A 22769-nucleotide genomic window follows, 5' to 3' on the forward strand; every position below is an offset into this window, starting at 1 on the left:
GGTCCCGTCCCTATGTCACCAGGGATGAGTGAAGCCGAATATCTTTCCGGGCGCCTGCTGCTGGCCATGCCGGGCATGGGCGATGCCCGATTCGATCATGCCGTGGTGGCGATGTGCGTGCACGACGAGCACGGCGCGCTGGGCATCGGCATCGGCCATGTGCGCGACGGGATCACGTTGCATGGGCTGCTGGAAGACGTCGGCATCGATCCCGGTGTCGCGCCGGACGTGCCCATCCTCAACGGCGGGCCGGTAGAAACGGCGCGCGGTTTCGTGCTGCATTCTAACGACTGGGGCGGCGAGGGCAGCGTGACGGTGAGTTCACTGTGCGACCTGTCCGCATCGATGGACGTGCTGCGTGCAATTGCCGAAGGGCGCGGGCCGAGCCGCTATCTGGTGGCCTTGGGTTACGCTGGTTGGGGGGCCGGGCAGCTGGAGGGCGAGATGCGGCATCATGGCTGGTACGCGGCGCAGGGGCGCCCGGAGATCCTGTTCGAAACGCCGACCGGGCGGCGCTGGCAACAGGCATGGAAGCGCGAGGGTATCGATCCTTCGCATCTTGTCGCGCAGACCGGCAGGGCCTGAGCGATGGAGTTACAGAAAGAGCCGCCCCATCGCTGGAGCGGCTCTTTGCTCATGGGTCGAGACTCCGATCAGCGGACGCGAATGGGCACGTATTGTGCTGGTGCGCCGCGGCGCTGGATGCGCAGAAGCACGGCTTCGCGGCCTTCGGTCTTAGCCTGGCGAACGATGCGTTCGAGATCCGCAATCGAGGCTACGTTGACGTAGTTTGCCGAGAGCACGATGTCGCCCCGCTGCAGGCCCTTGGCGCCGGCATCGGACGAAGCATCGACAGCGGTGATCACCACGCCCTTGGCATCTTCACCCGCGCCGAGCTGACGCGCGATCTGCGGGGTGAGCGGAATGGCTGCGATTCCGAGCGAGGATTGCAGGACGCTTCCACTCTGCTGCTGCTGCTTGCCGCCGAAGCCGCCATCTTCCTGCGCGTCGGGGTCGAAGCTCTGCTGGGCGAGCTCTTCCTCGGTCGGGCGCTTGCCGACCACGGTCTGGATCGTCAGGCGCTGGCCGTTGCGGAGCAGTTCGATCGGGATGCGCTTGCCCGGCGTGGTGTTGGCAACGATGAACGACAGGGTCTGGTCAGGCGTGACGTCCTTGCCATCGACCTTCACCACCACGTCACCGGCCTGCATGCCAGCCTTGGCCGCGGCCTGTCCCGGCTCGACCGCCTGGATGAATTCGCCGCGGTTCTTGGGCAGGCCAAGCGAAGCGGCGAGGTCTTCCGAGAGCGGCTGGATGCGCACGCCGAGGTAGCCGCGATCGATCGCCTGGCCCGCGCGCAGCTTGTCGACGATGGGGGCGGCAATCTCTGCCGGAATGGCAAAGCCGATGCCGACCGAGCCGCCGGTGGGCGAGAAGATGGCGTTGTTGATGCCGATCACGTTGCCAGCCATGTCGAACATCGGGCCGCCGGAGTTGCCCCGGTTGATCGAGGCGTCGGTCTGCAGGTAGCGGTCATAGGCCGAACCCGAGCCGGTGTTGCGGTAGACCGCCGAGATGATGCCCTGCGTGACCGTGCCGCCGAGGCCGAAGGGGTTGCCGATGGCGATCACCCAGTCACCCACGCGCGCCTTGCGCGAATCGCCGAACTTCACGAACGGGAAGGGGGTGGGGCGGCTGATCTTGAGCACGGCGAGGTCTGATGCCGCATCCTTGCCGATCAGCTTGGCCGGGTATTCCGTGCCGTCGGGCGTGGTCACGGTGATCGATTCGACCTCACCCTGCCCGTCGGCGGTGATCACATGGTTGTTGGTGACGACATAGCCATCGGCCGAGATGATGAAGCCCGAGCCCAGCGACTGCGCCTCGCGCGTCTGCGGGCCGCTGCCCTGGCCGCCGCCGAACAGATCGCCGAAGGGCGTGCCGGCAAACGGGTTGTTGTTCTGCACCTTCACGCGCTGGCGGGTGGAGATGTTGACCACTGCCGGCTGGAGTTGCTGCGTAAGGTCGGCGAAGCTGGATGGCGCACCGGCGCGGGGGACGACGCTGCGCATCTCCGACTGGTCATTCTGGGCGACCTGCGCGCCTGCCGGGAAGCCTGTCACCAGGGTCAGTGCGCTGCCTGCAAGCAGCAGCGCCGAAGTCACACCATAAGCGTATCGCACGTGGCCTGGTCCTCTTTGTCTATCTTGCGCCGGGGGCGGCGCGGCTGACTTGTGCCAAAGCCGATTCACGCGCCCTGCGATGAACGGACTTTGAATGACGATGTTCCGTACCGTTCAGCTTCGGGGTTACTTGCCCTTGAACTGCTTGAGGTACTCGTTGTCGGGCGAAAGCACGATCGAGGTGCTCGATCCCTTCTGCGCAAAGGTTGCATCGTAGCTCTGCATTGCACGGTAGAAATCGTAGAATGCCGGGTCCTTGTTGAAGGCTTCGGCATAGGTCTTGGCAGCGGTTGCCTCGGCGGTAGCGCGGATGATCTGCGCCTGCTTCTGGCCCTGCGCGCGGATCGTGGCGGCTTCCTGCTGGCGCGCGGTGGCCATGCGGGTGAAGGCCGATTCGAGTGGCGTGCCTTCAGGAAGGTCGGCCCGCTTGATCCGCACGTCTATTACCTGCGCGCCATATTCACGCGCCTCGCGGTCGAGCCCCTCACGGATCTGTTCCATTGCGCGGCCACGGTCTGCCGTCAGCAGCGAGCCGAACGTGCGCTTGCCGAGTTCCTGACGCAGCGCCGAGTTTAGGATCGGCTGGAGCTGTTCGGCGACACGCTCGGTCGTCCCGGCCGTCTGCACCATGCGCACCGGATCGATGATGCGGAAGCGGGCGAAAGCATCGACCTCGAGGCGGCGCTGGTCGGCCGAAAGAACCTGCTGGCGCTCCATGTCGAGATCGAGGATCCGCTTGTCGACGTTGACCACCTTTTCCATGAACGGAATGCGCAGGACGATGCCCGCACCGGTCTGGCCGAAATCGGTCTTGGGTTCGAACCGGTTGACGACACGGTTGGGCTGGCCGAGGCGGATGATCACTGCCTGGGTCTTTTCATCGACCACGGTGAGGCAGCTGGCCGCGGCAAGCAGGGCAACGCCCGCGGCAATGACCACGGCCTTGCGTTCGGCCCAGAAAGTCTGGATCGCGCTCATCTTACTGGCCCCCTTCCTGTGGCTTCTGGCTGCGCTTCATTTCAGGCAGCGGCAGGTAGGCCTGGGTGTTGGGCGATTCGAGGATCACCTTGTCGGTCTGGCTGAGCACACGCTCCATGGTTTCGTAGTACATGCGGCGGCGAGTGACTTCCGGGGCGAGCTTGTACTGCTCGTAGACCTTGTCGAACGCGGTGGCTTCACCACCGGCGCGGGCGGTGAGCTGCTGCGCCCAGGCCTGCGCCCGGTTGATTTCGCTCTGCGCATCCTGCTGAGCGGCGAGCACTTCCTTGAAGGCATCGACGACCTTGGCCGGCGGATCGGTCTTCTTGATGTCGACGCCCTGGATGACGACGCCCGAGCGATAGGCATCGAGTACGCGCTGCATGCGTTCGCGCACGTTCTGTTCGATCTGGGCGCGGCCCGAGCCCATCACGTCGTTGAGGTTTACCTCGGCGATGGACTGGCGCATCGCGGCTTCGGCCACTTCGCGCACGGTCTGATCAGGGTCGGCGAGCTGGAACATGTAGAGCTTGAGGTCCTTGATGTTCCAGCGGACGAGGTAGGTGAGGTCGACCAGGTTCTGGTCGGCGGTGAGCATCAGCTTCTCGCCATCGCCCTCGGGGATCGATTCGCGGCGGATCGAGGTCACGTCCTCGACCTTGACCGTCTGGATCGGCCAGGGGAGCGTGACAGCGGTGCCGCTGTCCAAGGTGCGCGAATAGGAGCCGAAGGTGGTGACCACGCCCTTTTCCTGCGGGGCGATGAGGTGGACCATCGAGGTGCCGAGCCATGCCAGGACGACGAGGCCGATCACGACCGGCGCCCATGACTTGCCATCGGGGCGCTGGGGCAGGCGCGGGATGTTGGGACCACGGCCACCACCGCCGCCACTGCCACCGCCCTTACGGTTGCGGAAGATGTCCTCGATGTTCGGGCCACGCCGTCCGCTATCCTTGGGGCCATCCCCTGATTGCGGCGGGAGCCACGGGTTTCGAGGGCCTTCGGCACCTGGCGCTGCTGGCGGTGGTGTCGTTTCAGGAGCGTCACCGGAGGATGTCGGCGCGTCGTTGCCGCCGCCCGAACCCCAGGGGCTTTTCTTGCCTGTCATGAAAAGGCCCGTCTCCCGGCCAAAGCGTGCGATCATTCCGCCCAAGTCTGTCATCCCTTGGTTATAGGAACCCTTGATGCGAAAAACAGTGTCCATTCCCGAAAATTCATCTGCTAGGGCCGAACGGACAGCTCCGGGATGGAGCGGAACACGGGAAATGGCGTGAGCATCGACGAACAGGCACTGCGCAATGCGCTTGGGGAAGTGGCAGGGGACCGCCTGCAGACGGTGAAAGTGGCGGGCGAGACGGCAACCGTCATGCTCGAAGTCGGCGGGCTGGAGCGGCTCGATCGCGACAAGCTGGAGATGGCCGTGCGAGATGCGGCCCGGAAGGCCGGAGTGGCGGATCTGCGCCTCGGCATGACCGCCGAGCGCAAGTCGCGCGTGATCATCGCGGTGGGATCGGGCAAGGGCGGCGTCGGCAAATCGACGCTGTCGGCCAATCTGGCGGTCGCCATGCACCGGCTGGGACGCAAGGTCGGTCTGGTCGATGCCGACATCTATGGCCCGTCGCAGCCGCGCCTGCTGCTCACGGAAGGTCGCAAGCCGGAGGCCGAGGACAGCAAGATCCATCCGATCCAATCGCCTTATGGGGTGCCGATGCTGTCGATGGGGCATCTAGTGCAGCCGGGGCAGGCGATTGCGTGGCGGGGCCCCATGGCCGGCAATGCGCTGGGCCAGCTGATCGATGCGCATTGGGGCGATACGGAGATCATCGTCGTCGACCTGCCGCCGGGGACCGGCGACGTGCAACTGACCATGCTGTCGAAGCACAAGCCGGCGGGCGCGGTGATCGTCTCCACGCCGCAGGACCTGGCGTTGATGGATGCGACCCGCGCCATCGGCCTGTTCGAACAGGGCAAGGTGCCGGTGATCGGCATGGTCGAAAACATGGCGGGCTATATCTGCCCGCATTGCGGCGAGGAGAGCGATCCGTTCGGCGTTGGCGGGGCAGAAGCGGCCGCGAAGACGATGGGTCTGCCGTTCCTTGGCCGCGTGCCATTGGACATGGCGATCCGGCGCGAGAGCGATGCGGGCAACCCGCCTGCAGCAGGCGACAGCCCGCAGGCCGAGGCGTTCCTTTCGATCGCGCGGGGCGTGCTCGCCTGGCTTGACGGGAAGCGCTGACCCGGATGCGCCTGACGCGGCGAGGGATGCTGGTGGGAGCGGGGGTGGGCGGCGCGCTGCTCATTGCTTTCCCGCTGATCCCGCGGCGCCATCCGGTGCCGCTCGCGGCGGGCAAGGGCGAGCATGTCATCGATGCTTTCCTCAAGGTGGGCCGCGTCAAGGATGGGAAGGACTGCATCCTGACGGTTGCCGTCCCGTTCTGCGAGATGGGGCAGGGCATCACCACGCTGGTGGCGCAGATCATCGCTGACGAGGCTGGCGCGGACTGGCGCAAGGTGGCGGTGGAGGCTGCGCCGATCAGCCCGGCCTATGCCGATCCGGTTCTTTCAGCCAAGTGGGCGCCGCTGTGGATGCCGGCCTTTGCCTCGGTGGGAGAGGACGCGGACGGGATGCTGGCGCGGCTTCATGCCGAACGCGGCCCGCTCATGGTGACGGCGGATGGTACGGCGCTGGCGGCCTTCGAGACGCCCTTGCGTGAGGCGGGGGCGGCGCTGCGGGCGATGATGGCGCAGGCGGCGGCGGACAAGTGGGGCGTGGGCTGGGAGGAGTGCGAGACGAAGGACAGCTTCGTCACCCACGGCAAGCAGCGCCTGTCGTTTGCCGAACTGCTCGATGCAGCGGTGGACTATGATCCGCCCGCGGTGCCGGTGCTGCGTGCCGAGCCACCGCGCGAGAAGCCCGGACAGTTTCCGGAAGGATCGCCGCCCAGCCATCCCCGGCTCGATCTGCCCGCCAAGGTCGATGGCAGCTTCACCTTTGCCGGCGACGTTCGCTTGCCCGGCATGGTCTACGCCGCGATCGCGCATGGGCCGCAAGGGGCGAGCGTGCTGTCGAGCTATGACAAGCAGGCGGCGGCGACGGTGCGGGGTCTGGTGAGCGTGGTCCACGCCAAGCGCTGGCTGGCAGCGGTTGCGACCGACTGGTTCAGCGCCGACAAGGCGGTGCGGACCATGGAGCCGCGCTTCAAGGCCGATGGGCCGGTGGCCGATGCCGAGAAGGTGCTGGTTGCGCTCGACAAGGCGCTGACCAAGGGAGAGCCGCAGCGGCTCCTTGCAGAAGGTGATCCGGACGCGTTGCTGGCCAAGCCTTCACTGACCGCGCGCTACGATGTCGAACCGGCGTTCCACGCGCCGCTGGAGACCGCCAGCGCCACGGCGCGGATGCGGCACGGATTGCTTGAGCTGTGGATCGCGACGCAGGCCCCGGAACGGGCACGGCGCGCGGCGGCGCGCGCGGCGGGGCTCTCGCGCCGGGACGTGATCGTCTATCCGATGCACGCTGGCGGCAGTTTCGATGCGCGGCTCGACGTGCGCATCGCGGCGGAAGTGGCGGCGATCTGCAAGGTCATCGGCAAACCGGTGCAACTGACGTACTCGCGCTGGCAGGAAGCATTGGCGGGCATTGCGCGCACGCCGGTTTCGGCGCAGCTGGACGGAGCGTTGAGTCCGGACAAGACGCGAGTGCTGGGCTGGCGGGCGCGGCTGGCGGTGCCAGCGACAGCTATCGAATCGGGGGCAAGGTTGCTCGATGGCTGGGGGGTGAGCCAAGCGCTCGAGCTGCAGGATCGGGTCGATCCGATGGCGTGCGAAGGGGCGATGCCGCTCTATCGGATTCCGGAAAAGGCCGTGGAGCATGTGCCGCTCGCGCTGCGGCAGCCGACGGCGCGTTTTCGGGGGCAGGCGCATGGTTACACCGCGTTCTTCACCGAGAGCTTCGTTGACGAGCTGGCCCATGCGGCGGGCAAGGAGCCGCTGTCGTTCCGTGTCGGCATGCTCGAGGGTGAGCCACGGCTGGTGGCTTGCCTGCAGGGCGCCGGACGCCTCGCGCAATGGGGTGGCGGGATCGAGGCTTCGGGGCAGGGCATTGCCTGCCATCAGATGGAACTGCCGACCGGCGGCGGCGCGGGTGCCAAGGGCCTGATCGCGGTCGTCGCCACGGCGCGCAGCGAGGCGGGCGTGGTGCGGGTGGATCGCCTGAGCGCCTATGTCGACATCGGACGCATCGTGAACATGAGCCTTGCCCGCCAGCAGATCGAGGGCGGGCTGATGTTCGGCCTGGCCCACGCGGTGGGCGGGGCGAGCGGCTATGCCAAGGGGCGGCCTTCGGCAGGCAGACTCTCGCAATTGGGGCTACCCCTGCTTGCCGATTGCCCCAAGGTTGATATTGCCTTTGCCGACAGCAACGAAGACCCGTTCGACCCCGGCGAGCTGGGCATGGTCGCGGTGGCCCCTGCCATCGCCAATGCCCTGTTCTCCGCCACGGGCGTGCGCTTCCGCCGCCTGCCGCTGATTTCCGAAGGCCTGTGAGCCTCTTCCAAGGATTGCAATGGAACGTCCTGCCGATCACCCCAATGTGCTTACCGGCAAGGTCGGCGTGCTTGTCGTCAACCTCGGCACGCCCGACGCGCCCGATGTCGATTCGGTCAAGCGCTACCTCAAGGAGTTCCTGTCCGATCCGCGCGTGGTGGAAATCCCCAGGCTGATCTGGCAGCCGATCCTGCGCGGCATCATCCTCAACACCCGGCCGAAGAAGTCGGCCCACGCCTATTCGCAGGTGTGGAGCGAGGATGGATCGCCGTTGGCGGCGATCACCAAGGCGCAGGCCCGCGCCTTGCAGGAGCGGCTGGGCGACGCGGCGATTGTGCGCCATGCGATGCGCTACCAGTCGCCCTCGATGGCCAAGGAACTCGATGCGCTGATGGCGGCGGGGTGCGAGCGCATTCTGGTGGCCCCGCTCTATCCGCACTATTCGGGCGCAACGACGGCTTCGGCGCTTGATGCCGTTGCGGACTGGATCAAGGCGCGTCGCCGCCTGCCAGCGCTGCGCACGCTGCCGCCCTATCACGATGATCCGGCCTATATCGGCGCGCTTCATGCCGACATGACGCGGCAGATGGCCACGCTGGATTTTGTGCCTGAACTGCTGCTGCTGAGCTATCACGGCATGCCGGAGCGGACGCTTTACTTGGGCGATCCCTACCACTGCCACTGCCAGAAGACCTCGCGCCTGCTGGCCGAACGCTTTGCCCAGAGCCATCCCGGCCTGCGGTTGGTGACGACGTTCCAATCGCGCTTCGGCCGGGCCAAGTGGCTCGAGCCTGCAACCGATGCAGTTCTTGCCGTCGAGGCCGAGAAGGGCACGAAACGCGTGGTGATCGCAGCGCCGGGCTTTTCGGCGGACTGCCTGGAGACTCTCGAGGAGCTGGCGATCCGCGGCAAGGAGGATTTCGAGGCGGCAGGCGGCACCCACTTCGCTGCACTCGAATGTCTCAACGCCGGGCAAACGGGCATGGACCTGCTGGAGACCATGACTCGGCGCGAACTGGCGGGCTGGATCGAATAAGGCTCTTGGCCGCTGCTGACAGGCGTGTTAATTGACCGGTTAAACCAGAACGCCGGGAGACACCATGGCCAGCATCGCACCCGAGGCTGCTGCTAACCTGCATACCGAACGCGCCAATCCGCACTGGGTGCGGCTGGGCGGCGATCACAAGCTTGACCATATTCCCGGCGAAGACGGCTGGCCGGTCTTGGGCACCACGCTGATGCAGCTGGCCGATCCGCTGGGCTTCCAGAAGCGCATGGTCGATACTTACGGCCCGGTGTTCCGCACGCGCAGCTTCGGCCGACGCGGGGTCAACCTGATCGGTGCAGATGCCAACGAACTGGTGCTGTTCGATCGCGACAAGCTGTTTTCGAACGAGCAGGGCTGGGGGCCGGTGCTGAACCTGCTGTTCCCGCGCGGGCTGATGCTGATGGACTTCGAGGCGCACCGGGTGGACCGCCGGGCCCTGTCGATCGCGTTCAAGCCCGAGCCGATGCGGGCCTATTGCGGGGTGCTGAATGCCGGAATTGCCTCTGCGCTGGAGCAGTGGGGCGGTGCGATGCGCTTTTACGACGCGATCAAGGCGCTGACGCTGGATACGGCAGCGTCAAGCTTCCTGGGCCTGCCGCTGGGGCCGGAGGCGGACCGGCTGAACAAGGCCTTCGTCGACATGGTGCAGGCCTCGGTCGGCGTGGTGCGCAAGCCGCTGCCGTTCACCAAGATGGGCAAGGGCGTGGCCGGACGGCGGCTGATGGTCGAATACTTCGGGCGTCTGGTGCGTGAGCGGCGGGCCAATCCGGGGCAGGACATGTTCAGCCAGTTCGCGCTCGCGACTCGAGACGATGGCTCGTTGCTGCCCGAGGACGTGGTGGTCGATCACATGATCTTCCTGATGATGGCGGCGCACGACACGATTACTTCTTCGGCAACGGTGCTGTTCTGGCAGCTCGCCAAGAACCCCGGCTGGCAGGACCGCCTGCGGGCCGAGGCGCGCGCGCTGACCGGCGGGACGGTCTGCCGCTTGCCTATGAAGACCTCGGGCGGATGGAGCTTACGGATATGGCATTCAAGGAAGCGCTGCGCTTCATGCCACCGGTGCCGAACATGCCGCGCCGCGCGCTGCGGGACTTCCGATTTGGTGGCTATGACATTCCGGCCGGCACGCCGATCGGAATCAGTCCGGCGGCGGTGCATGCCGATCCGGCGCACTGGGAGCAGCCCGAGATCTTCGATCCGATGCGCTTCACCGCGGACAAGGTGGCAGCGCGGCACAAGTATGCCTGGGTGCCGTTCGGTGGCGGTGCGCACATGTGCCTTGGGCTGCATTTCGCCTATATGCAGGTCAAGCTTCTGGCCAATCACATCCTCACCCGATTCGAGGTGCGGATGTCTGCCGGTGCCGCGCCGCAATGGCAGGCCTGGCCGATCCCGAAGCCGCGTGATGGCCTGAGGGTGGAGCTGCGCCGAATCTGTTGACGATTCGGGCGTCCACAGTTAAGGGGCGCGCTTTCCGGCGGGACTTCCCGTCACTGGATGAGATTCACGCGGTCGCTCCTGGCGCCCGCCAAGGCACGAGAAACAGGAAGACCATGGCCAACACGCCGCAAGCCCGCAAGCGTATCCGTCGCAATGAACGTCGCGCCGAAATCAACGGCAACCGCCTTTCGCGCATCCGCACCTTCGTGAAGAAGGTCGAGACCGCACTGGCCGGCGGCGACAAGACGGCTGCTGCGGCGGCGCTGAAGGAAGCCCAGCCCGAGCTGGCTCGTGGCGTTGCCCGGGGCGTGCTCCACAAGAACACCGTTGCGCGCAAGATGTCGCGCCTGTCGAAGCGCGTCGCCGCGCTCTGACTTTGGTAGGATGATTCGCTGCTCGAAGCGGCGGATATTCTTCCAGAACGGCACAAATAAAGAACATGGTCGGCGATGATTTCGCCGGCCATTTTCATTTGTGTTGCCTACTGATCTGCAGTCTTCCGCATTGTTACATTGTGCAGTCGCAACAAGTCACGGAATCTACGCGATTCGCATGACCACGTGCGACTGCATAAGTAAAAAGCCTTAGTTTTCAGGCATTTGATGCATCTCTGCGGGTTAGGGCGAGTCAAGGGCATTTATTTCAGTTTTTTTGCTCTGTGCCCGCTTGCGCGAAGGGGCGAACCCCAATAGACAATGCGGACCGGGGGCGGGAATCACTGCCACTTGGTGTCACTTGAAATTTTATCGAACAGGGTCTGCTGCGCCTTGTGCGGCAGAGCAGGGGCATTTTGTGCCTGCGTGCCGGGGATGCGCGCGGGCCAATTCAGTCGAGGCAGCGAAGCGTGAAAGTAGACGATTTCGCAGGGGGAAGCGCGGTCAGCGCCATGGCGACCACTGCCAAGGGCGAAGGCGAGCGTAGCATGACGGGCAAGAAGGGACGTGACAGCACAATGATCGAGGACCAGGAAGCGCTGGATCTGGCAGCAGACTGGGCCGACATCAGCCAGGGTCTGAAGAAGGACCTTGGGCCGCAACTCCATGCCCAGTGGATCAAGCCGATCCAGCTCGGCTCATTCTGCAAGGAAACCGGCACGCTCGATCTGTTCCTGCCGACCGAATTCTCGGCGAACTGGGTGGCCGATCGGTTCGCCGATCGCCTCAGCCTTGCCTGGAAGATCGCGCGGTCGGAAGTGCGCCAGGTGCGCATCACCGTCCACCCGCGCCGCCGGTCGATGCCCGAGCTGCGCGTCGGTGGCGAAGCGCCAATCGCCCCGCGCGCTCCGGTTCATGCCGCACCGGCGATGCTCGATTCGGCGCTGTCCGGCCTCGACCCTTCACTGACTTTCGCCGAGTTCGTTTCGGGTTCGGCCAATGTGCTGGCAGTCAACGCCGCGCAGCGCATGGCTGCATTGGAAACCCCGCAGTTCTCGCCGCTCTACCTCAAGGGCTCGACCGGGCAGGGCAAGACGCACCTGCTCCACGCGATCGGCCACGCCTTTGCCGCCAACAAGCCCGGCGCGCGCATCTTCTACTGCTCGGCAGAGCGGTTCATGATCGAATTCGTCTACGCCATGCGCTCGAACGAGATGATCGAGTTCAAGGCCCGCCTGCGCGGCTTTGACATGCTGCTGGTGGACGACATCCAGTTCATCATCGGCAAGGCCAGCACGCAGGAGGAATTCCTCCACACGATCGACGCGCTGATGAGCGCGGGCAAGCGCCTTGTCGTCGCCGCAGACCGCGCTCCGCAGGCGCTGGACGGCGTCGAGCAGCGCCTGCTCTCGCGCCTGTCGATGGGCCTTGTTGCCGACATCCAGCCGGCAGACATCGAGCTGCGCCGCAAGATTCTCGAGCATCGCCTCGGCCGCTTCGGCAACACGCAAGTGCCGGCCGATGTGATCGAGTTCCTTGCCCGCACGATCAACCGCAACGTGCGCGAGCTTGTCGGCGGCCTCAACAAGCTGATCGCCTATGCGCAGCTGACCGGGCAGCCGGTGTCGCTGCAGCTGGCCGAAGAGCAACTGACCGACATTCTGTCGGCCAACCGCCGTCGCATCACCATCGACGAGATCCAGCGCACCGTCTGCCAGTTCTACCGCGTCGACCGCACCGAAATGGCGTCGAAGCGCCGCGCTCGCGCCGTGGTGCGTCCGCGCCAGGTGGCGATGTATCTTGCCAAGGTGCTGACGCCGCGCTCCTACCCCGAGATCGGCCGCAAGTTCGGCGGGCGCGATCACTCGACCGTGATCCACGCCGTGCGCCTGATCGAGGAACTGCGCACTCGCGATGCCGACATGGACGGCGACGTGCGCACGCTGCTGCGGCAGCTGGAGGACTGACCCGGTTCAAGCAGAGGCGCGGAGAAGAAATCGAGACGCGGAGAGACTTTGTCTTTGCGGCAAAGCCGCGCGAGAATCTCTCCCCCGGCCTCTGACGTGATATTCGATGGACAAAAGGGGCCTGTCGGCCCCGCCTAACCACTCTGCGCCTCCACTTCTTCTCTGCGTCTCTGCGTGAACTCTCTTTCTCTTCCGCCCCGCAGCCCCTAACTGCGTCGCATGACGCCAGACCGCCTAGACCGTTTCGCCCGCCATATTGTCCTGCCCGAAGTCGGCGCGATGGGGCAGGCCAAACTGGCGCAGAGCCACGTCGTGCTGATCGGCATGGGCGGCATCGGCTCGCCTGCCTTGCAGTACCTCGCCGGGGCCGGAATAGGTCGGCTGACGCTCGTCGATGACGATGTCGTCGAGGCGAGCAACCTGCAGCGGCAGACTGTCTATGCCCAGGCCGACATCGGCAAGGCCAAGGCCGAGGCTGCCGCAGCGTGGGTGCAGGCTTTCGATCCTGCGCTGGAAGTTTCGGCGCACGTCCTGCGCATCAACCGCGACAACGCTGCGAGCCTGATCGCCGGGGCGGATGTCGTGCTCGATGGCTGCGACAACTTCGCCACGCGGCTTGCCGTCTCGGATGCCTGTGTCAAGGCGGGCGTGCCTCTGACCAGTGCGGCGCTGGGGCGGTTCCAGGGGCAGGTGGCGAACTTTGCCGGGCACCGGGATGGGCATGCCTGCTATCGTTGCTTCGTGGGCGATGCTTTCGACGCCGAGGATTGCGACACTTGCGCGGACCTTGGTGTGCTCGGGGCGATGGTCGGGATGGTGGGGCCTTCGGGGCGATGGCAGCGATGCGGGTGCTGCTGGAAGGCGTTTCGACGCTGGGGGATCCGCAGTGGGGCCAGTTGCACGTTCTGGACGGTCTCAAGCCGTCCCTGCGCACGATGCGCATTGCGCGGGACCCGGAGTGCCGGGGTGTAGTTCTCGCCTCTCAGGTAGCGCTGGGGCCCACCCCTAACCCCTCCCGCCTGCGGGAGGGGACCAGCGAGCGTAAACCGTACTGCTACTCCCCTCCCGCAGGCGGGAGGGGTCGGGGTGGGCATTGGTCCGCAGTGACCTCGCAAAAGAAAAGGGCGCGGGGACCGAAGTCCTCGCGCCCTTTCTGTCTGGCCTGAAGCTGCCTCTTACGAAGCGAGCTTGCGCAGCACGTAGTGCAGGATGCCACCGTTCATGAAGTATTCGACTTCGTTGGCGGTATCGATGCGGCACAGCGCGGTGAAGGTCAGCTTGGTGCCGTCCTTGCGCGTGACTTCCACTTCTACGTCCTGACGCGGCTGCAGGTTTGCAACACCCTTGATCGTGAAGGTGTCGTCGCCAGACAGCGCCAGCGAGGTGCGGTTCTGGCCTTCCTTGAACTGCAGCGGCAGCACGCCCATGCCGACGAGGTTCGAGCGGTGGATACGCTCGAAGCTTTCGACGATCACGGCGCGAACGCCGAGGAGGTTGGTGCCCTTGGCCGCCCAGTCGCGGCTGGAGCCAGTGCCGTATTCCTTGCCGGCGATGACCACGGTCGGCACGCCATCGGCCTTGTGCTTCATGGCCACGTCGTAGACCGAGCCGACCTCGTCGCCGTAGCGCGAGAAGCCGCCTTCGACGCCGGGGACCATCTCGTTCTTGATGCGGATGTTGGCGAAGGTGCCGCGCATCATCACTTCGTGGTGGCCACGGCGCGCGCCGTAGGAGTTGAAGTCCGCCTTCGAGACCTGGTGCTCCATCAGCCACTGGCCGGCGGGGCTGTCAGCCTTGATCGAACCGGCCGGCGAGATGTGGTCGGTGGTGATCGAATCGCCGAGGATCAGCAGCGGCTTGGCTTCGATGATGTCGCTGACCGGAGCCGGCGTCATCGACATGCCTTCGAAGTACGGCGGGTTGGCGACATAGGTCGACCCGGCGCGCCACGAATAGGTTTCCGATCCCGTCACGTTGATCGCCTGCCAGTGCGCGTCGCCCTTGTAGACGTCGGCATAGCGGGCCTGGAACATGGCCCGGTCCATGCAGCCGGCCATGGTGGTGGCGACTTCGCTGTTCGAGGGCCAGATGTCCTTGAGGTAGACGTCCTGGCCGTTCTTGCCCTTGCCGATCGGGGTGGTGGTGAAGTCTTCGACCACGGTGCCCTTGAGCGCATAGGCGACGACCAGCGGCGGCGAGGCGAGGAAGTTGGCGCGCACGTCAGGCGAGACGCGGCCTTCGAAGTTGCGGTTGCCCGAGATCACGGCGGCGGCGACGAGGCCGTTGTCGTTGATCGCCTTGCTGATCGGTTCGGCGAGCGGACCCGAGTTGCCGATGCAGGTGGTGCAGCCATAGCCGACGAGGTTGAAGCCAACCGCATCGAGGTGCTCCTGCAGGCCAGCCTTGTTGAGGTAGTCGGTGACGACCTGCGAACCCGGGGCGAGCGAGGTCTTGACCCAGGGCTTGGGCTTGAGGCCGAGTTCGTTGGCCTTCTTGGCGACGAGGCCAGCGGCCACCAGCACGCCCGGGTTCGAGGTGTTGGTGCACGAGGTGATCGCGGCAATGGTCACGTCACCGTCGCCGATGTCGAAGTCCTTGCCTTCGACGGGCACGCGGGCCGGGGTCTTCTTGTAGGTGTTCGCCATGTCCGCATTGAACACGTCATCGACTTCGGGAAGCGAGACGCGGTCCTGCGGGCGCTTCGGGCCGGCGAGCGAGGGCACGACGGTGCCGAGGTCAAGCTCCAGCGTCGAGGAGAAGATCGGCTCGACCGCCGGGTCGATCCAGAAACCCTGCTCCTTGGCATAGGCCTCGACGAGCGCGATCTGTGCTTCTTCACGGCCGGTCAGGCGCATGTAGTCGAGGGTCTTCTCGTCGATGCCGAAGAAGCCGCAGGTGGCGCCATATTCCGGAGCCATGTTGGCGAGCGTTGCACGGTCAGCGAGGCTGAGCGCGGCAAGACCGGGGCCGTAGTATTCGACGAAGCGGCCGACCACGCCATGCTTGCGCAGCATGTTGGTGCAGGTCAGCACGAGGTCGGTGGCGGTGACGCCTTCCTTGAGCTCGCCCGTGAACTTGAAGCCGACGACTTCGGGGATGAGCATCGAGACCGGCTGGCCGAGCATTGCCGCTTCGGCTTCGATGCCGCCAACGCCCCAGCCCAGCACACCAAGGCCGTTGACCATAGTGGTGTGGCTGTCGGTGCCGACGCACGTGTCGGGGTAGGCAACCGTGACGCCGTTCTGGTCGGTCGAGGTCCACACGGCCTGGGCGATGTTCTCGAGGTTGACCTGGTGGCAGATGCCGGTGCCGGGGGCACGGCGTAGAAGTTGTTGAGGCTCTTCGAACCCCACTTGAGGAAATCGTAGCGCTCCATGTTGCGCTGGTATTCGATCTCCATGTTCTCTTCGAAGGCCTTGGGGTGGCCAAACTCGTCAACCATGACCGAGTGATCGATCACGAGGTTCACCGGGACCAGCGGGTTGATCTTGCTGGTGTCGCCGCCGAGCGTGGCGATGGCGTCGCGCATCGCGGCGAGGTCGACCACGCAGGGCACGCCGGTGAAGTCCTGCAGCAGCACGCGCGCGGGGCGGTACTGGATCTCGTTGTTGGATTCGGTGGGGCTCTTCTGCCAGTCGACGATCGCCTTGACGTCGTCAGACGAGACGGTGAAGCCGCCGTCCTCGAAGCGCAGGAGGTTTTCGAGAAGGACCTTCATCGAGAAGGGCAGGCGCGAGATGTCGCCGAACTTCTCGGAAGCCTTCTTGAGCGAGTAATAGGCGTAGTCCTTGCCGCCCACGTTCATCGTGCTGCGGGTGCCGAGCGTATCCTGTCCGACCTGGGTCATGGCTTTGCGTCTTCCCTCCTGTCGCGGCCGTTGCTGTACGGTGCCACGCGGGGAATCGCTCTTGGACCAAAGGCCCGTGGCGGCGCGGCAAGTTACGGCCTGAAAGCGAGAGGGCGATGCGCGCAAAGCGCGGGCGCGTCAAGGGCGGGAGGGGCGCAATTTGTGCAGGTGCAGCGCGATTCGTCGTGGTAGAACGCTTATTGATTTGCAATTGCAAAAACGATCCGCATTGCGATGGGTTCACTTCTGAGCGATCACGTCCGGCGAGGCCTTTCTGGTGGCATAAAGGCAACCTGCGACGATCAGCGTAACTCCGGCCAGCATGGGTACCGTCACCGGCTCGGCGAAGGCGATCCATCCGACGATCGCTGCCCAGATGAACGCGGTATATTCCAACGGCACCAGCACCTGCGCTTCCGCGCGGCCATAAGCCCAGCTCAACAGCATGATCGAGGCAGCAGACAGGATCGCCGACACAACAAGCAGCCACCAGACCGCGCCGGTCGGGAATGGCGCAAACCACCACGCGCCAATGCCGAGAAATCCGAACTGGACGAGGGCCTGGAAGAAGGCCACCTCCTCGGGCTTGGCGAGGAGCGCCTGCTGACGCTGCAGGACAAGGTTCCAAGCGTAGAGCACTGCCGAGACCAGCGTGGCGACGAGGCCCTTGACCGCTTCGGCATCGGCGGGACCATCGAACTTGCCGCCAGCAATGACGACAACGCCTGCAAGCGCCAGCACCGAGCCGCCGATTGCTGCCGGTCTGACCGTTTCTCCGAGCATTATCGCTGCGAGATAGAGCGCGATCAGTGGCGCAATGAAGGACAGGGCAATGCCCTCGGCAAGCGGAAGCCTGACGATCCCATAGAAGAACAGCGTCGCCATCACCGAGGCGACCGAACCGCGCAGGAGGTGCACCTTGAGGGCCGGCCAGGCGGGCCATCCCTGCCCGCGCCAAAGCCACAAAGGGAACATCAGTGCTGATCCGGCAAGGCCGCGCCAGCACATCGCAGCGTAGGCACCGATCGCCAGCGACGCGGCCTTCATCACGCCGTCCATCACCGAGAACAACGCGAGCCCAAGCATCGAGGCAAGAACCGGGAGCAAGAGCGGGCGATGATCGTTCATCGGCAGGCCATAGGCAAACTGGTTGCGGTTTGAAACGATGTTCTGGCCAACCGGCGCGATTCAGGCTCCAGTCAGGCGCAATCTTCGATAGCGCCGTGCTTGATAGTCTGGTGGGCTTGGGGCAGGACACTGGCAATGGTGCGGCCGCCCGGGACGACGTAATTGAACAGGGAAGTGCGGAACGTGAAGCTTGCGAAATTCGGAATCGGTACCTCGGGCAAGTTTGGCGTGGCTCTGGTGGCGCTGACGTTCGCGGCCCAGCCGCTCGTTGCGCAGACAGCCCCGACTTCCGGGCCGATCGACCTTACCAAGCAAGCCAAGCCCCGGTGGTGGCACCAACCGTGGCGGCTCCGGTCGCGCCCGTGGCTCCGTCTGCACCGGTTGCCGCGCCGCACTGGACGCAGTCCGATGCGCAGGCGCTGCTGGCAGCCATCAAGGGCATCGGTGCCGAAGGCCTGTTCCCGAAGGATTATCAGCCGGAAGTCCTGTCAGCCGCTATCGTCAAGGGCGAGGGCCAGGAACTGGATGAGACCGCGACCAAGCTGTTCACCTGGCTGGCAGAGGATTTGCGCGACGGGCGCACGCCGATGACAGCGCGGGTGCAGTGGTTCGCGGTGGACCCCGATCAGGATACCAACCCGACTTCGCTGATCCTCGCCGAAGCTCTCGAGAAGCATGACGTGAAGGGCGCGCTCATGGCGCTGCTGCCGACGGTGCCGGATTACGCTGCGCTCAAGGCCGCATTGCCCAAGGCGCAGACCCAGAAGCAGGCCGCGCTGATTCGAGCCAACATGGACCGCTGGCGCTGGCTCGCCCGCGATCTCGGCTCGCAGTACCTCTTGACCAACGTGCCCGAGCAGATGCTGCGGCTGACCGTCAAGAACAAGATCATCAGCACCTACAAGGTCATCGTCGGCAAGCCCGGCAAGACCGCGACCCCGCAGCTGGCCGAGACGGTCGAGGGCGTGATCTTCAACCCGACGTGGACCGTGCCGCAGTCGATTGTCGTCGGCGAAGGGCTGGGCGCACGTCTGGTCGGCAACCCGAAGCAAGCCGAGCGCGAAGGCTACAAGGTCACCAAGGCGGCTGATGGCACGATCTATGTCGTCCAGCAGCCGGGCGACAACAATTCGCTTGGGCGCATGAAGCTCGACATGCCGAACGAGCATGCCATCTTCCTGCACGACACGCCCAACCGCAACCTCTTCAATCTCACCGCTCGTGCGCTGAGCCATGGTTGCGTGCGCGTGGAGCGGGCGACGGAGCTGGCGATGACGATGGCAATCCTTGGCGCAAGCATGACGCCTGACGATGCCGTCGCCGCGCATACCTCGAAGGTCTACACCAAGGTGCCGATGACCAAGACCTTCCCGGTCTATCTCACCTATTTCACGGTGGCGCGCGACGTGACCGGGATGCTGCGCTCATTCCCGGACATCTATAACCGCGATGCGCCGGTGCTGGCGAGCTTCGCCCAGCCGCGCCAGCAGCACACCACGCAGCGCAAGAGCAACGAGGAAGTCATCAAGCTGGACAATCCTCTTTGATGCTCTTGTTGTGAGGACGAGGCTCAGCATCTGTCGGCGCAAGCAGCGGTTCTGCACCAAGCAGGACGCCGATGCGGCGGCGGCGGCGGCGAGCGGGCTCGTTCTGCATCCGTACAAGTGCGAAAGGTGTTTTGGCTGGCACTTGACGAGCAGAACGAAGGGACGGCGCGTCCCTCGCCCTCAAACTGGTGTTCAGCCGAGGCCCAACCTGTCGGCGTAGAGCAGGCGTCCGCCGGAAAGGTGCCACAGGGCTTCGTTGAAGTCCGATTCGCTCATGGCAAAGCAGCCGTCAGAGCGACCGAGCTTACCCCATTTGTCCAGCATTGAGGGATTGGCGTACCACGCGGAATGCAACACGATCGCGCGGTCAAGCACGTTGGAGTTGTCCGGTTCCAGCCCGCCCAGGCGGATCGAGGTTCCGTACTTGCCCTTGTACCATTCCCAAGTGACGTAAGCGCCGCGCGAGGTGGCGAGGCTGCCGACCTCGTTGGAAAAGGTCTTCAGGAAGCCATCGTGTTCAGGGTCCGAACCGCGGCCGTGCGCGACGAGGAAAGACCTGACCTCGCCGCGTTCGAGATTGGCGAAGTGGAAGCGGGGCAAGGACGAGGGCATCGCGAAGTCGGCAATGCCGACGATGTCGGTGCGCCACAGCGACGCGCGGTGCTTTTCCACTTGCTCGGCGGCAATGCGCAGGACTTCGCGGTGCTGCTGGTTAGGGAAGTACGTTGCTGCCGCCACGCGCGGCGGGAACACGGCAGCGACGGCGCTTGCCGCAGCGCCTGCCAGTACCGTTCGCCTGTCGACTTTGTCTGTCATGTCCGGTCCCGTACCACGCTTTCGCCTTATCAAGCGTGAACGGCGGGCATTCTATGCATTTGCGACCGGATTTCCAGCACCTGCGCCAAGCTGCGCCGCAAACTGGCTTCCCAGCTGGCTCAGGGCCTTGCCGTCGACGCGCATGACCGTCCATTCGTCCATGAACTTCGCGCCGAGCGACTTGTAGAAACCGATCGCAGGCTCGTTCCAATCGAGCACTGACCATTCCAAGCGCGCGCAGTCCCGCTCCACCGCCAGCGCGGCGAGGTGCGACAGCAGCGCCTTGCCGAGGCCGGAGCCGCGGGCCTCGGGCTGCACGAACAGGTCTTCGAGGTAGATCCCCGGCTTGCCCTCGAAAGTCGAAAAATTGTGAAAGAACAGGGCAAACCCCTGCGGCTTGCCGTCGAGTTCGCCGATGACGACTTCAGCATAGGGGCGCGGTCCGAAGAGCTTGGCTGCCAGTACCGCCTCGTCGAAACGGACCTCGTGCGCCAGCTTTTCGTATTCGGCGAGAGCGCGGATGAGTGCGGCGAGCAGGGGTGTGTCGGCAGGGGTGGCGGGGCGGATGGAGATGGTCATGGCCTTCGCCTAGCGCTTCGCAAGGAACCTTGCCAGCCTCGCCGGATTACGAAAGACATGAACGCCATGATCCGCACCACGCTTGCCTCTGCCCCCGTGCTTCTGGCACTTGCTGGCTGTTCGACTGATGGCGCGAGGCCGGAGAGTTCGCCGCCTACGCCGGAGACTTCTGCTCCGTCATCTTCCGAACCAGTTACCCGGATACTCGACCGAACGGTGGCGGATCAGTTGCGGCGCAATGCCGGCGTGACCTTGCAGTGGATCGACTGGAATACGCGCGGCACGGCCAATGCGCGGGACGAAAATGGGGTGATCCGGTTGACCGCCAGTCAGGCTGCATCCAGTGGTCCCGGCCGCCTCTGGCTTGATGGCCAGGTGACCGAGATCGGCGCGGATTACTTTGTCTTTTCAGGCACGATCCGCATCACTGACACACCGGATGCTGGCCGAAAGTGCGAGGCGACCCGCGAAGACTGGCGCTTTGCCGTGACGCAGAATCGCCCCTACTGGCGCCTGCGCACCTTTGAATGGTGCGACGGGCTCACCGACTACATCGATATCTACAAGCCCACGGCAGGGCGCTGACAGGTTACTCCGCCGCTTCGGTGACGTTGCCAGCGTCGGTCGTCGCCGTTTCGATTTCAGCAGCCTTCTTCTCCACCAGCGCGACGATGTGGTCGAGCATCTGTTCGGACTGGACGGTGTGGTCGGTCACGCCCGAGAGGTAGACCATGTGCTTGCCGTTGCCGCCGCCGGTCAGGCCGATGTCGGTCTCGCGCGCTTCGCCGGGGCCGTTGACGACGCAGCCCAGCACCGACAGCGAGATCGGCGTCTTGATGTGGGAAAGACGGCTTTCGAGCGCCTCTACCGTGCGGATCACGTCAAAGCCCTGACGCGCGCACGAAGGGCAGGAGACCACGCGGACACCGCGCGTGCGCAGGCCGAGGCTCTTGAGGATCTCGAAGCCGACGCGGACTTCCTCTTCCGGTTCGGCCGAGAGCGAGACGCGCAAGGTATCGCCGATGCCGGCCCAGAGCAGGTTGCCGATGCCGATCGAGGACTTGACGGTGCCGCCGATCAGACCGCCGGCCTCGGTGATGCCAAGGTGCAGTGGGCAATCGACCGCTTCGGCAAGGCCCATGTAGGCGGCGACCGCGAGGAACACGTCGGAGGCCTTTACCGCCACCTTGTATTCGTGGAAGTCGTGGTCCTGCAGCAGCTTGATATGATCGAGCGCGCTTTCGACGAGGGCCTCGGGACAAGGCTCGCCATACTTCTCGAGCAGGTCCTTCTCGAGGCTTCCGGCGTTGACGCCGATGCGGATCGCGCAGCCATTGGCCTTGGCCGCGCGGACCACTTCGGCCACGCGCTCGGACGAGCCGATGTTGCCCGGGTTGATGCGCAGGCAAGCCGCGCCGGCATCGGCGGCTTCCAGCGCGCGCTTGTAATGGAAGTGGATGTCGGCAACGACCGGGATGCGCGCCGCCTTGGTGATCTGGCGCAGCGCCGCGGTGCTCTCGACGTCGGGGCAGGAAACGCGGATGATATCGGCACCCGCATCCTCGCAGCGGCGGATCTGGTTGATCGTCGCCACAGCGTCGGACGTCAGCGTATTGGTCATCGTCTGAACGGTGATCGGGGCATCACCGCCAACGGGGACGCTGCCGACCATGATCTGGCGGCTCTTGCGACGCGCGATATCGCGCCATGGACGGATCGAGGACATGGGCCCTCTATAGGGACTAAGGCGCCGGTTCGGAAGGCGTCTAAAGTGGGCCTGCAAACATGAATTCGGGATCGCAGTGCTCACCCACCCAGAATTCGATGTCTGCCACCTTGTCGAGTCCATAGCGCCGGTAGAAACGCTGTGCATCGGGGTTGTGGGCATAGACCGAAAGCTGCATCTCGTCTGCGGCCCACGCCCGCGCTTCGGCCAGTGCCCAGTCCATCAGTCGCGCGCCATGGCCGCGCCCGATCAGGTCAGGGTCGGTGTAGAGCTGCTTGAGCTCCATCGGGAAGCTCGCCTGAGTCTTTTGGGGGAGCGAACTTTTCCGCACGATCTTGCAGAAGCTGGCCAGCACGCCCTCTTCCTCGATCACCGCGATCTTCATCTCGGGATTCGCCAGCTGCGACAAGACGGTCGCCTCGGAGTGTGATTCCTCAAGGAAGCGGGAAAGGTTCTCGGTGCTGTAAAGGTCGCCGAACTTGGCGATGAAGGCGCGGCGGCCAAGGTCGGCAAGGGCGGGAGCATCGGCAGAGGTGGCGAGGCGGAGCGTCATGCTCCGCCTTTAGCGCTTCAGCCCTGCCAATTCAA

17 protein-coding genes and 3 pseudogenes are annotated in these 22769 nt (G+C 65.0%); 10 read left to right on the forward strand and 10 right to left on the reverse strand.

Features of this window, described 5'->3' with window-relative positions:
* Window positions 1–24 precede the first annotated feature (24 nt).
* Window positions 25–585 (forward strand): YqgE/AlgH family protein, encoded by a 561-nt coding sequence (locus C7W88_RS06500; protein WP_118072943.1) that lies wholly within the window; start codon window positions 25–27, stop codon window positions 583–585.
* 68 nt (window positions 586–653) lie between these two features.
* Here C7W88_RS06500 and C7W88_RS06505 read toward each other — a convergent pair whose 3' ends face one another.
* From C7W88_RS06505 to hflK, 3 genes are all read right to left on the reverse strand, one after another.
* Window positions 654–2183 carry a Do family serine endopeptidase gene (locus tag C7W88_RS06505; protein ID WP_205525265.1) on the reverse strand — a complete coding sequence of 510 codons (1530 nt, stop codon included), beginning with the start codon at window positions 2181–2183 and terminating at the stop codon, window positions 654–656.
* A 126-nt stretch (window positions 2184–2309) separates the two neighbouring features.
* A complete protein-coding gene (gene hflC, locus C7W88_RS06510; protein WP_118072944.1) occupies window positions 2310–3161 on the reverse strand; it encodes a protease modulator HflC in 852 nt (283 codons plus the stop codon).
* 1 nt (window position 3162) lies between these two features.
* Complete coding sequence (gene hflK, locus C7W88_RS06515) at window positions 3163–4269, reverse strand: FtsH protease activity modulator HflK (RefSeq protein WP_205525266.1); 1107 nt, start codon at window positions 4267–4269, stop codon at window positions 3163–3165.
* Between the two features lie 138 nt (window positions 4270–4407).
* On the opposite strand from hflK, the gene C7W88_RS06520 reads away from it, so the two are divergent.
* The 7 genes and pseudogenes from C7W88_RS06520 to C7W88_RS06550 form a co-directional block, all read left to right on the forward strand.
* Entirely contained in the window at window positions 4408–5397 is a 990-nt protein-coding gene (locus C7W88_RS06520) for an Mrp/NBP35 family ATP-binding protein (RefSeq protein ID WP_118072945.1), read from the forward strand.
* Between the two features lie 5 nt (window positions 5398–5402).
* Complete coding sequence (locus C7W88_RS06525) at window positions 5403–7703, forward strand: xanthine dehydrogenase family protein molybdopterin-binding subunit (protein ID WP_118072946.1); 2301 nt, start codon at window positions 5403–5405, stop codon at window positions 7701–7703.
* 19 nt (window positions 7704–7722) lie between these two features.
* Complete coding sequence (hemH, locus tag C7W88_RS06530; RefSeq protein ID WP_118072947.1) at window positions 7723–8739, forward strand: ferrochelatase; 1017 nt, start codon at window positions 7723–7725, stop codon at window positions 8737–8739.
* A gap of 64 nt (window positions 8740–8803) precedes the next feature.
* Window positions 8804–10197: pseudogene (locus tag C7W88_RS06535) on the forward strand (cytochrome P450).
* Between the two features lie 113 nt (window positions 10198–10310).
* The gene (rpsT, locus tag C7W88_RS06540) at window positions 10311–10571 is read left to right on the forward strand and encodes a 30S ribosomal protein S20 (RefSeq protein WP_039333732.1); all 261 of its coding nucleotides are present in this window, start codon (window positions 10311–10313) and stop codon (window positions 10569–10571) included.
* Between the two features lie 548 nt (window positions 10572–11119).
* Window positions 11120–12538 carry a chromosomal replication initiator protein DnaA gene (gene dnaA, locus C7W88_RS06545; protein ID WP_370073232.1) on the forward strand — a complete coding sequence of 473 codons (1419 nt, stop codon included), beginning with the start codon at window positions 11120–11122 and terminating at the stop codon, window positions 12536–12538.
* Window positions 12539–12757: 219 nt separating this feature from the next.
* Window positions 12758–13506 (forward strand): annotated as a pseudogene (locus C7W88_RS06550) (ThiF family adenylyltransferase); the annotation flags it as partial.
* A gap of 207 nt (window positions 13507–13713) precedes the next feature.
* Here the strand turns inward: C7W88_RS06550 and acnA are convergent.
* The 3 genes and pseudogenes from acnA to C7W88_RS22585 form a co-directional block, all read right to left on the reverse strand.
* Window positions 13714–16385, reverse strand: a pseudogene (gene acnA / locus C7W88_RS06555) (aconitate hydratase AcnA).
* 240 nt (window positions 16386–16625) lie between these two features.
* Complete coding sequence (locus C7W88_RS06560; protein ID WP_118072948.1) at window positions 16626–17513, reverse strand: DMT family transporter; 888 nt, start codon at window positions 17511–17513, stop codon at window positions 16626–16628.
* A gap of 71 nt (window positions 17514–17584) precedes the next feature.
* The gene (locus C7W88_RS22585; protein ID WP_162895828.1) at window positions 17585–17734 is read right to left on the reverse strand and encodes a hypothetical protein; all 150 of its coding nucleotides are present in this window, start codon (window positions 17732–17734) and stop codon (window positions 17585–17587) included.
* Window positions 17735–17842: 108 nt separating this feature from the next.
* Here C7W88_RS22585 and C7W88_RS06565 point away from each other — a divergent pair, with 108 nt between their 5' ends.
* Entirely contained in the window at window positions 17843–19060 is a 1218-nt protein-coding gene (locus C7W88_RS06565) for a L,D-transpeptidase family protein (RefSeq protein ID WP_370073205.1), read from the forward strand.
* A 192-nt stretch (window positions 19061–19252) separates the two neighbouring features.
* On the opposite strand, the gene C7W88_RS06575 is transcribed toward C7W88_RS06565, so the two are convergent.
* Together C7W88_RS06575 and C7W88_RS06580 are read right to left on the reverse strand one after the other, a co-directional pair.
* Complete coding sequence (locus C7W88_RS06575; protein ID WP_118072950.1) at window positions 19253–19876, reverse strand: murein L,D-transpeptidase catalytic domain-containing protein; 624 nt, start codon at window positions 19874–19876, stop codon at window positions 19253–19255.
* 51 nt (window positions 19877–19927) lie between these two features.
* The gene (locus tag C7W88_RS06580; protein ID WP_118072951.1) at window positions 19928–20455 is read right to left on the reverse strand and encodes a GNAT family N-acetyltransferase; all 528 of its coding nucleotides are present in this window, start codon (window positions 20453–20455) and stop codon (window positions 19928–19930) included.
* 57 nt (window positions 20456–20512) lie between these two features.
* On the opposite strand from C7W88_RS06580, the gene C7W88_RS06585 reads away from it, so the two are divergent.
* The gene (locus C7W88_RS06585; protein WP_205525267.1) at window positions 20513–21040 is read left to right on the forward strand and encodes a hypothetical protein; all 528 of its coding nucleotides are present in this window, start codon (window positions 20513–20515) and stop codon (window positions 21038–21040) included.
* A 4-nt stretch (window positions 21041–21044) separates the two neighbouring features.
* On the opposite strand, the gene ispG is transcribed toward C7W88_RS06585, so the two are convergent.
* Both ispG and C7W88_RS06595 read right to left on the reverse strand, forming a co-directional pair.
* Window positions 21045–22181: a flavodoxin-dependent (E)-4-hydroxy-3-methylbut-2-enyl-diphosphate synthase gene (gene ispG, locus C7W88_RS06590; protein WP_118072952.1), complete on the reverse strand. Its 1137-nt coding sequence runs from the start codon at window positions 22179–22181 to the stop codon at window positions 21045–21047.
* A gap of 40 nt (window positions 22182–22221) precedes the next feature.
* A complete protein-coding gene (locus tag C7W88_RS06595; protein ID WP_118072953.1) occupies window positions 22222–22734 on the reverse strand; it encodes a GNAT family N-acetyltransferase in 513 nt (170 codons plus the stop codon).
* Between the last annotated feature and the right edge of the window lie 35 nt (window positions 22735–22769).

Origin of the sequence: Novosphingobium sp. THN1 (assembly GCF_003454795.1) — a bacterium.
Classification (GTDB): domain Bacteria; phylum Pseudomonadota; class Alphaproteobacteria; order Sphingomonadales; family Sphingomonadaceae; genus Novosphingobium.